This window comes from Arthrobacter sp. Bi26 (assembly GCF_918697925.1).
Taxonomy (GTDB): Bacteria; Actinomycetota; Actinomycetes; order Actinomycetales; family Micrococcaceae; genus Arthrobacter.
Genome location: NZ_CAKKMF010000063.1, coordinates 22,305 through 32,240 on the forward strand (window position 1 = coordinate 22,305; position 9,936 = coordinate 32,240).

The 9,936-nt window shown below is 63.0% G+C and carries 10 protein-coding genes and 1 other RNA gene; 9 read left to right on the forward strand and 2 right to left on the reverse strand.

The window, feature by feature from the left end; translation table 11 throughout:
- Positions 1-15 precede the first annotated feature (15 nt).
- The 7 genes from LQV16_RS16210 to LQV16_RS16240 all read left to right on the forward strand — a co-directional run bounded on the left by LQV16_RS16210 (position 16) and on the right by LQV16_RS16240 (position 5,703).
- Entirely contained in the window at positions 16-1,419 is a 1,404-nt protein-coding gene (locus LQV16_RS16210; protein ID WP_229994938.1) for a M23 family metallopeptidase, read from the forward strand.
- Between the two features lie 115 nt (positions 1,420-1,534).
- The gene (gene smpB, locus LQV16_RS16215; RefSeq protein ID WP_090581234.1) at positions 1,535-2,005 is read left to right on the forward strand and encodes an SsrA-binding protein SmpB; all 471 of its coding nucleotides are present in this window, start codon (positions 1,535-1,537) and stop codon (positions 2,003-2,005) included.
- Between the two features lie 101 nt (positions 2,006-2,106).
- Positions 2,107-2,475, forward strand: a transfer-messenger RNA (tmRNA) gene (gene ssrA / locus LQV16_RS16220).
- A gap of 380 nt (positions 2,476-2,855) precedes the next feature.
- Positions 2,856-3,659, forward strand: a complete 804-nt coding sequence (locus tag LQV16_RS16225; protein WP_229994929.1) for a site-specific integrase — start codon at positions 2,856-2,858, stop codon at positions 3,657-3,659.
- 146 nt (positions 3,660-3,805) lie between these two features.
- Positions 3,806-4,237, forward strand: coding sequence for a hypothetical protein (locus LQV16_RS16230; RefSeq protein WP_229994930.1), 432 nt, complete (start codon positions 3,806-3,808; stop codon positions 4,235-4,237).
- Positions 4,238-4,314: 77 nt separating this feature from the next.
- Positions 4,315-4,596, forward strand: a complete 282-nt coding sequence (locus tag LQV16_RS16235) for a DUF6221 family protein (RefSeq protein WP_229994931.1) — start codon at positions 4,315-4,317, stop codon at positions 4,594-4,596.
- 150 nt (positions 4,597-4,746) lie between these two features.
- A complete protein-coding gene (locus LQV16_RS16240) occupies positions 4,747-5,703 on the forward strand; it encodes an SEC-C domain-containing protein (RefSeq protein ID WP_229994932.1) in 957 nt (318 codons plus the stop codon).
- Here the strand turns inward: LQV16_RS16240 and LQV16_RS16245 are convergent.
- Positions 5,607-6,095 carry a hypothetical protein gene (locus LQV16_RS16245; protein WP_229994933.1) on the reverse strand — a complete coding sequence of 163 codons (489 nt, stop codon included), beginning with the start codon at positions 6,093-6,095 and terminating at the stop codon, positions 5,607-5,609. The genes LQV16_RS16240 and LQV16_RS16245 overlap by 97 nt on opposite strands.
- Before the next feature lie 149 nt (positions 6,096-6,244).
- Here LQV16_RS16245 and LQV16_RS16250 point away from each other — a divergent pair, with 149 nt between their 5' ends.
- Together LQV16_RS16250 and LQV16_RS16255 are read left to right on the forward strand one after the other, a co-directional pair.
- Positions 6,245-7,090: a glycosyl hydrolase gene (locus LQV16_RS16250; protein WP_229994934.1), complete on the forward strand. Its 846-nt coding sequence runs from the start codon at positions 6,245-6,247 to the stop codon at positions 7,088-7,090.
- A gap of 703 nt (positions 7,091-7,793) precedes the next feature.
- The gene (locus LQV16_RS16255; protein WP_229994935.1) at positions 7,794-9,656 is read left to right on the forward strand and encodes an alpha-amylase family glycosyl hydrolase; all 1,863 of its coding nucleotides are present in this window, start codon (positions 7,794-7,796) and stop codon (positions 9,654-9,656) included.
- A 110-nt stretch (positions 9,657-9,766) separates the two neighbouring features.
- Here the strand turns inward: LQV16_RS16255 and LQV16_RS23580 are convergent, their stop codons facing one another.
- A complete protein-coding gene (locus tag LQV16_RS23580) occupies positions 9,767-9,877 on the reverse strand; it encodes an SHOCT domain-containing protein (protein ID WP_290369385.1) in 111 nt (36 codons plus the stop codon).
- Between the last annotated feature and the right edge of the window lie 59 nt (positions 9,878-9,936).

The window sequence follows — 9,936 nt, forward strand, 5'->3', positions numbered from 1 at the left end:
GAAAAGGGAATGCTTATGACACCGATGGCCCGCCGCCCCGTACGGCAATCGCTCCGGCTTCGCTTGGTGGGACGCCGCAGCCGGATGATCAGCGCCACCCTGGCGCTGGTCCTGGCCGGGAGCATGGGAGCCTCGAGTCCGGTGGCATTCGCCGACGACCTTGAGGACCAGCAGGCCGCGCTCCGCGACGAAGCGGCCCGGGTCCAGCATTCCCTCGAATTCGTGGACGGCCGGATCGCCCAGGCGGCGGCGGACCTGGTCCTGTACCAGGGCCAGCTCCCGGGTGCCCAGCAGGCCCTCCTGGACGCCCAGGGCCGGGTGGCCGGAGCGGTCCAGGAAGTCCAGGCCCTCGCGGCCCGCGTGGACCTGGCGCAGCAAAACAAGGCAAAAATCACGCAGCAGCTCGAATCGGACAAGCAGAAGATTGCGGACACCCGGAAGCTGATCGGGCAGATCGCCACACAGGCGTACAAGTCCGGCGGCGTCCCGTCCAACCTGTCCTTGTTCTTCGGCTCGAACCAGGGCAGCAGCCTGACGGACACCATCGACCTCGCGGACCAGGCCCTGCGCAGCCAGAACTCCGCGATGGACAAGCTCACCCAGCAGAACGCCACGAACGTCAACGCGCAGGCGCGGCTGGCGGCCGTCGAGGCCGAGATCACGGACCTCAAGGCCAAGGCCGACGCCGCGCTGGCCCGGGAAAAGGCGGCGCGGGACGAGGCCCAGGCCAAGAAGGCCGCCGTGGACAAGCTGATCGCCGACACCACCCGGCTCGACGCCGAACTCCAGGCCGCCAAGCCCGGCATCCAGAACCAGCTGGCAAAGGTCAAGGCGCAGCAGGACGCCGTCGCCGCCGAAATCGCCGAACGCGACCGGAAGCTGCGTGAGGCCTGGGAGGCCGAGCAGCGGCGCATCGCTGAGGCCGCGGCGGCCGCCGCCCGCGCGCGGGGCCAAGCCACCCAGCCCTATGTCCCGCCGGCCCAGGGCTCACCGTCGGCCTTTGGCCTGCAGCACCCGTTCCCGGGCAATATTCCGATCACCTCCGGGTTTGGCTGGCGTCCGACGCCGGCGGGCACCATCGACTTCTACGGCCAGGGCGGCTACATGCACACCGGCATCGACTTCGGCGCCCCCTGCGGCACGCCCGTCTACGCCGCGGCGGCCGGCACCGTCTTCTCGGCCGGCTGGGCCAACGACGGCGGCGGCAACAACGTCAAGATCTCCCACGGCGTCATCCAGGGCAACTCCCTGACCACGATCTACTACCACAACACGTCCGTGGCGGTCTCGGCCGGCCAGCACGTCAACCGGGGGCAGCTGATCGCCTATTCGGGCACCACCGGCAACTCCACCGGCTGCCACTCGCACTTCGAAACCTGGCTCAACGGCCGGGCCGTGAACCCGATGAACCTGCTGTAGCCAGTCCGGTGGCCGGCGCTGCAGCATCTGCGCCGGCCGCCGCCCTGCCGTAAACTGGAAAGACTCCGCACCATCAGGCCGGAGTGAACCACCAACAAAACCTAGGAGTCCTACCGTGCCCAAAGAAAGTGGCCGTAAGGTAGTGGCCACCAACCGCAAGGCCCGGCACGACTACCTCATCCTTGACACCTATGAGGCCGGCATTGCGCTGATGGGCACGGAAGTTAAGTCCCTGCGCGAAGGCCATGCCTCGATGGTTGACGGCTTCTGCACGTTCTACAACGACGAGCTGTGGATGGAGGGCATCCACATCCCCGAGTACCACCAGGGAAGCTGGACCAACCACGCCGCACGCCGCCGCCGCAAGCTGCTGTTGCACCGCGAAGAGCTCACCAAGATCTCGCACAAGATCCGCGAATCGGGGTTCACGATCGTGCCGCTGCAGCTGTACTTCGTGGACGGACGCGCGAAAGTCGAAATCGGCGTCGCCCGCGGTAAGAAGGAATACGACAAGCGCCAGACCTTGCGCGAACAGCAGGACAAGCGCGAGGCGCAGCGGGTCATGCGCGAACGCAACCGCCGCTAGCCGCAACGGGCCGCTGGGAATGTTTCCTGGAGGCGGTGCGTTATGATTGGTAGTCCGGGAAGGATCCGAAAGTGTCCGGTCCGGGTTTGATAAAAAAATACGGGGATGATCGGTTTCGACGATGTTAGTCGCGACAGGTGAAGCGGGCCGAGGATGCAGAATTATCTCGTAAACGCTGTCTGCAAACCAATAAGTGCCGAATCAAAACGCACTGACTTCGCTCTCGCTGCCTAAGCAGTAAGACAGTCCGTCAGCCCGAGGTTGCTATTGCCCCGGATCCTGGCGTCATTTAGATAGCCACTGCTGTTTACCTCCGTCATCGGGGTAAACGGGACTCTTAGATGACTGGGCCCGGATCAGCCAGCTGTTTGTAGCATGGCTGGGGCCGAGAAAATCCAACGCAAACTGCGCCCGGAGAAGCCCTGACAACACGACATCGGACGGGGGTTCAATTCCCCCCATCTCCACTAGAGTTAGCCCCTAGATCCTTAGGATCTAGGGGTTTTCTTTTTGCCTGTTGGCGAGAAACGGCACCGATAGGGGACAGGCATGGAAGCGACACAGGACAGAACGGGACAACAAGATCTTGCGGGGGAGCGCTACGAGGCCGCCCGCGGCTGGCTGTCCTTCCTGACAAGGCGCTCGAGCTGAAGGCGTTCCTTGATGCCAATGGGAACAGCTACAAGCTTGCAGCCACGGCGAAGGTCCGGAAGGACTCCACGGCGCCGACCGTCTACGAAGTCGTGGTTCGGCACTTTGATCTGCTCCGCAAGCCGCAGCCCGGCACGATCGCGAAGTATCGGAAGATGGCTGCCGCGCACGTCGCCTCCAGCGACCTCGGCCGGACGCCGTGGACAAGGTCAACAAATCCGCCGTCATCGACTGGCTAGACGGACTCACGGTAGAGCAGGGCGCCAACCAGACCAAGGGGCAGCCGCTCTCGCGTAAGACCAAGCAGAACATCCACGCGCTGCTCTCCGCCGCGTTCGTTACCGCCATGGATGCCGAGACCATGACCCGCAACCCGGCCAAGGGGGTGGCCGAGGCCGATCTCAACGAGGCGCGGGAAGCCGTCTACCTCTCGCCCGAGGATCTAGTCATGCTTGCCGAGCGCATCGACCCGCACTACTCCCTCTTTATCCGCTTCCTGGGCGGCACGGGCCTCCGGTACTCCGAAGCAACAGCGCTGCGCCGGCGGGACATCACAATCCGGGACGGGCGCGCCGCGGTGCGCGTCAGCCGGGCATGGAAGTCCAAGGGCAAGGGCGAAGAGATCGGGCCGCCGAAGACGAAGAAGGCCAACCGCACCGTGACCTGTAACGCGAGCCTCTCCGCCGCTCTCGCGGAGCGCCTGCAGGAGATTGGGCTCGATGACTTCGTGTTCCACCGCCCGGACGGCGACTACGTCCGCAACTCCCGCTTCCACAAAGAAGTCTGGCAGCCGCTCATGGGGGAGCTGGTCGGCAAAGAGCTGGACCGCAAGCCTTGGATACACGAGATCCGGCACGCCCACACCACGCACCTGCTTGACGCTGGTGTCCCCGTGCACGTGGTGCAGGCCCGGCTGGGGCACGAGGACCCGCAGACCACGCTGCGGGTCTACGCGAGACTGGCCAAGGCATCCGACGCCGCCGCGGCCGACGCCCTCGGCTGATCGCCCCGCGTCGCTGCTAAGGGCACGGTAGAGGACGCCATTGCGCCATCGCAACTTGGTGCGGGGTTCCTGTACAGACATTGGGTACTTTGCGCACACAGTCCGTAAGGTATGCCTATCCGAAATGAATGAAAGGCACGCGCATCATGAGCAAGGGGACACCTACCCGGTCGATCGGGATTGACGACGAACTCTGGGAGGAAGCCAAAGTAGTCGCCGCCCGGCGCTCAGACACGGTCACGGAGGTTATTCGAGGAGCCTTGCAGAGATACGTCGCTGAGGTGTCTTCGGCGCCGGGGCGACGCGCCAGGCCGCAAGCCGACTCCGATTCTGGCCCGCGATTCCTGTCGGTCTTCGAAGCGACCACAACAACCAGGGTGCACCTCGACCGCGCTGACACGGGGGACCACGGACGTACCTTCGAGCCGGGCTTGTCGGTCACGGCCGTCCCGATGGGCGGCCAGCTTTGGCACCTCACCGCCGTCGCGGAAGGCTACGTCTGGGTGGGCCTCGGGTCGTCGCAGGAAATCGTGGCCACGACGCTCCTGACCACGATCAAAGGGAACGACATTTCTTAGCTCGGCCAGCTAGCGGCCCAGCCAAGGCCTCCGACGGTGCTGCTGCGGACGCGCTCGGCTAGTGGCAGTATGAGCGCATGGTGGACATCATCGAGTTTCTGGAAGCGCGGCTGGACGAGGACGAAGCCGAGTCACTGGATTCCCTCCAGCACGAGCCCTACCCCGAGAGTTGGGCGAACATCATCGCCATGCGGATCCTGCTCGAGTGCGCCGTCAAGCGCAAAATCATCGCGCACTTCAACCGCATCGACTGGGACTTCGAACCAGCAGGAGACCAGGACTACATGGAGAAGTTCCTGTTCATCATCGCCGAGCCGTACATGGACCACCCGGACTACCAGCCGCGCTGGCGCCAATAGGACTGCTCAGGGACCGGCCGCCGGGCCGTCGGTCGCCGAGTCTAGACTGGATCGAGACGGGACATCGGGCTTGCATGCGCGCTTTGGCGGGGACGCGGCCCGCACGCTGGACCTTCCGCACCCACACGAGACTAGCTTGGAGATCACCAGTTGACGCTCATAACCGTCGCAGCTAACCCCGATTTCATCGTTCAGCTTTCGGACCGCCGCCTCAGCACGTTCTACCGCGGTGCAATGGGGGTTTATAGCGAAGACGCAACCAAGGTGACATACATTCAGACGCCAACCTTTCAAGCCTTGATGGGGTATACCGGACTGGCCATTATCGGGAAGAAGAGCCAGCCGACGATTCAAGTCCTCATGGATCTCATGTATGAGGCTCTTGAAGAAGCCGAACTCGACTTCGGTGTTGCCGTTGAAAGGTTTCGCCTCCTCCTCACCGCGGCCTGGAACGAGCCGAGGATCCGGCACCTTGGACCGGCCACTGCCCGCCTAAGCATCGTCCTGACTGGATTCCAACTCTTTGGAGAGGGGAAGTACAAAGGTCCCTACCAGTGGCTAATCACGAACTACCAGGAGTTGGGCGGAAAAAAAGATCACGAGCTGGCATGGCCGGAGTTCCAGAGTTATGTCCGGGCACCGCAGGATGACTGGCCGATGTGGATTTATCGGATCGGAGAGCATCGCGCCCTACCGACCAGCGAGGCAGAAACGATCCGAGAGCGTCTGGCTGAGGGGATACCACCTCAAGCAGTTAAGGACTCAATGCTGAATCTCCTTCCTCGACAGTCGGCCACCCACCCGATAATCGGCACGAGGGCGAACGCCGTTACTCTTCGACCATACGGAGAGCCGGAAGGCAGCTACCACTCCTACGATGGTGGAGTCCACGACATTGGATCCTTCGACAGAGTTGTGGTCGAGGCCCCAGGCGAAATGTTCATGGTCTCCAGCCTGACTGTGAAACGGGCCTCTCCGGGTGCAAAGTTTGTCACTGAGGTTCCAATGCGTCAGCCCTGCCCTTGCGGCAGCGGACTAGAGTATCGGCGCTGCCACGGCAAGACCCCGTTCAAGGCCCCCGAAATCACGTTCCGGGCCGCCAAATGAATCTGCTTCATGCGCGTTGCCGGCGTCAGTAAGGTCTCCTCGGGCAGGAAGCCGGGGAGCCGGTTTCCCCACTTGATGGCGCACAGTTTTTCGGGGCAGCGCCGGTATTCCTCGATGTCCCATTCGGATTCGGTGACGCGTCTGACGTTGCCGGCCGGAACCCATGCCCAGTGCTTATGGTCGTCATCATCAGTCCATGAGACAAGGACGTTGGAGGCGTTCCAGCGCTCGGCGGAGGCGTCGACGTCCACCGTGCCGCCGGCGGCCAACGGGACACGGGCCATCACCCTTGGGTAGTTCCCGTACTCCCACGACTTCGTCTCCTCCGCCGAGTGACCCGCCGCGGACCTGAGGTACTCGTAGGTCTGCCCGTCGAGGGTGAACGATGCCATGCCGTCATCGTAGTGGGACCCAGCCGTATATCAGCTGATGACGGAAGGCATGTGGTGAACACCAAGTCTTTCCTCAATGCTGTGGCAAACCTGCAGCAATTTGGTGCTGAACAGTGCGGGGAGCCGAATAGGCTCTTACGGTCATCGGAATGCTCCGCCTTCGAAAGGACCTCATGGACCGCCGCAAATTTCTGACCGTGCCTTTGGCTGCACTCGCGGCGCCGGGTGCGCTTCTCGCGGCCAACGCGAGTGCCAGCCACGCGGCAACGCCGGCCCTGAAGGGCATCGGCTACTCGAACAGCACCGACCTCGCGAGGGCCCAGATCAAGATGCTGAACGTCGCCTGGCACTACAACTGGGAACCGTACTGCAACCTCACGACCCCGCCTTGGACGCCGATGGTCAAGAACGCCAAGCGCTTGGAAGAAGGCGCCATCGCCAAGATCATGAGCGGACTGCCGCAGACCCAGGCCAAGCACCTGCTCGGCTTCAACGAACCCGACCACACGGCGCAGGCCAACATGAGCGTCGACCAGGCGATCAGCCTGTGGCCGCAACTTCAAAAGACCGGGCTCAGGCTCGGCTCGCCCGCGGCGGTGAATCCCACCAGCCCGTGGCTGTCAGACTTCATGGCGAAGGCCAAGAACAAGGGCCTGCGCGTGGACTTCATGACCATGCACCGCTATGCGTGGCCCAACGTCGAAGACTTCCTCGCCAATGTCACCGGCCTCTACGAGAAGTACGGGAAGCCGATCTGGGTGACTGAATATGCGGTCGCGGACTGGCAGGCCAGCTCAACAAAACCCAGCCGGTACAGCCGGGCCACGACCGAGTACTTCATGAAGGCCACGGTGGCAGAGATGCGGAAGATGCCCTACGTCGAGCGCTTCGCATGGAAGAACCGGCCCATCACGGACCCGGTGATGGGCAACTCCGCACTCTTCGACACGCGAGGCTGGCGGACGTCCACCGGCAAACTTTACGCCTCGTTGTAGGGGGATCGGGAAGAGGGGCTGTAGTGGACACCACTGCAGCCCTTTTTCGTGAGGCCATTTCCGCGGGCCTGGTTGCGTTCTGATCAGGGCTGCCGACTCATTTGACGGCCGAAGGTTGTACGGTTATTCTAGCCTTCGCAGAGCTACATCTCGAAGCGGCTCCGTGATGAGGTCGCTTTCACGGCCAACGACGTCGAAGACATCTGCGAGGTCCTGGGCGAGGATTTGCTGGGGCTCGTGGCCGCCGCGGTGCGAGCCGCCGGCCTCACCAGGAACGGCCGCCAGCGCTAGACCCGAACACGCAAAAAGAGCCCCACCGAAGACTCCTTGTGCAGGAGGTCCGGTGAGGCTCTTTTTGGTGGATTCTTTGTTGGCGCCGCCAACACGACCTAGAACGACGTGAACAAAACATGGGTAAGAACTGCGGAATGTAGAGGGAGCCTAGCTACAACGGTTGTCCAAAAAAGTAGCTAAACGGGTTTTCAATTCCCCCCATCTCCACATCGGAGCCCCGGCAACGGTGCTCCACCCCGTATTGGGTTCACAGAACTCCCCGCTGACTCCGGTTGGCGGGGAGTTCTGTGCGTTAAGGGCGGTCGCTGCAGCGGGCGGTGCACCCGATACACGGTCAGCGTGCCGTGGCAGACCGGAGAAACCCGAATGCCCTTCCATGTCGCGGACAAATTCTCCATACTTGGCAATCATGCAGATGGATGCAGCGAAACAAAACCACTATCACCCGTCCCCGCGCGACTGGTCGGACCAGGTGATCTATTTCCTGCTGATAGACCGTTTCTCTAACGAACTGGAGGACGGCTACAAGGACGCCGCCGGGCAGATCGTGCGGGGCAGTACGCCGCTGTTTTCGCCGGGGGACGCGAACAATGCCGTGCAAGCCGCGACTGATATTCAGAACTGGGAGAACGCGGGAACCCAGTGGCTCGGCGGGACTCTGAAGGGGATACAGTCCAAACTCGGCTACCTGAAGAGGCTCGGGGTCACCGCGCTCTGGATCAGCCCCATACTGCGGCAACGCCCCGGCGTGGATGACTACCACGGCTATGGCACACAGAACTTCCTCGACGTTGACCCCCACTTCGGCACAGCCCGGGACTTCAAAGAGCTGGTCACCGCCGCCCACGACGCCGGGCTCTACGTCATCCTCGACGTCATCCTCAACCATTCCGCGGACGTGTTCGAATACAACACCGTCGATCCCGCCACAGGGCAGCCCTACATTCCAGACTGGACCGGCGCCACCTATCCGGTCACCGGGTGGCGGGACCCCGGCGGCGTTCCCAGCCTGCCGTTCCCCGCGCCGGTTAATCCCCCGGATATGGACAGCGCGGTGTGGCCGAGTGAACTCCAGACCGACGGCGCCTTTACCCGCAAGGGTCAGATCGTCCACTGGGACGATCCCCAGGAGACAACCGAGGGGGACTTCTTTGGGCTGAAGGACATCCATCAGGGAACCGGGCCGGTGGACGGGTATGAGCCCTCGGCAGCCTTCCAGACCCTCGTCGAGGCATATCAGTACTGGATCGCCGACGCCGACATCGACGGCTTCCGCGTGGACACGGTCAAGCACATGGACCCCGGCGCCACGCGATACTTCGCCTCCGCCATTCATGAATTCGCCCAGACCATCGGCAAGGATTCCTTTTTCCTGGTCGGAGAAATCACCGGGAGCCGGGAAGAGGCCATCAGGCTCCGGGACCTGACCGGGCTCGATGCTGCCTTGGGCTTGGCGGACGTGCAAGGACGAATGGTCGATGCGGTCAAGGGCTGGAGCGACCCCGCCGAATACTTCGATCTCTTCCGCAACTCGATCCAGGTCGATAAAGCGACCCACACCTGGTTCCGCAACCACGTCGTCACAAGCTTCGACGACCACGACCTGGTCCGCCAAGGGAAAAGCTACAAGGCACGGTTCGCCGCCGATCAGGACGGCCGGGCCCTGGAACTCGCCGTCCTTGCCCTGAACGCCACCACGCTGGGCATCCCGTGCATCTACTACGGCAGCGAGCAGCGATTCGACGGGAAATTTCCGCCTGAGGTCATTCCGCGGCCCACGGACGACTTCAAGGCAGACCGGTACATCAGGGAAGCAATGTTCGGCGGCCCCTTCGGATCGTTCCGTAGCCGCGACAGGCACTTCTTCGACGAGTCGCGGGACAGCTACCAGGAACTTGGGAAAATCCTTGCCGTTCGGAAGCGGGAGCTCGCGCTCCGGCGCGGCCGGCAGTACCTGCGCCCTATCTCCGACGACGGCGTCACGTTCTGGTACCCGGAACGCGTCGGCGCCGGGAGGATGACATCAATCGTGGCCTGGAGCCGGATTTTGTCGGACAGAGAGGTTGTCTGCGCCATCAACACCGATTGGGCGGCCCGGCGGACAGCATGGGTGACCATCGATGCCGGCCTGCATTCGGCCGGCGACAAGTTCGTGTGCCTCTATTCAACGGACGAGAACACGGTGGGCTCGCTGGTAGCCGCTGAGCCGCGGAACGGCTTGGCGATCAGGATCGACGTTCCCCCGGCGGGCTTCGTCGTCATGGCGCCGTAGATAGTTCTCATGCCTAGATGGGTCCCATGAGAGAGGGAAGGGAAGTGTCTTCTGACATTTCCCTTCCCTCTCGGCTGCCCGGCGTTAGATGCGTGCGTTACATGTCTGCGTTACATGCCAAGGATCTTCGCCTTTTGCGCCACGAACTCTTGCTCCGTGAGTATCCCTTGTTCCTTCAGCGCCCCGAGTTGCTTGAGCTGCTCGAGGGCTTCGTTTGAGATGCCGCCACTGGGGGCAGGGGGAGGGGGCGGCGGCTGCTGGTAGACAGGCTGCTGGTATG

Bases quoted from the DNA above. Each gene is read 5' to 3' on its own strand.
- LQV16_RS16210 (WP_229994938.1), top strand. From the start codon at position 16: ATGACACCGATGGCCCGCCGCCCCGTACGGCAATCGCTCCGGCTTCGC.
- LQV16_RS16230 (WP_229994930.1), top strand. From the start codon at position 3,806: ATGAGCAAGGGGACACCTACCCGGTCGATCGGGATTGACGACGAACTC.
- LQV16_RS16235 (WP_229994931.1), top strand. From the start codon at position 4,315: ATGGTGGACATCATCGAGTTTCTGGAAGCGCGGCTGGACGAGGACGAA.
- LQV16_RS16245 (WP_229994933.1), bottom strand. From the start codon at position 6,095: ATGGCATCGTTCACCCTCGACGGGCAGACCTACGAGTACCTCAGGTCC.
- LQV16_RS16250 (WP_229994934.1), top strand. From the start codon at position 6,245: ATGCTCCGCCTTCGAAAGGACCTCATGGACCGCCGCAAATTTCTGACC.
- LQV16_RS16255 (WP_229994935.1), top strand. From the start codon at position 7,794: ATGCAGATGGATGCAGCGAAACAAAACCACTATCACCCGTCCCCGCGC.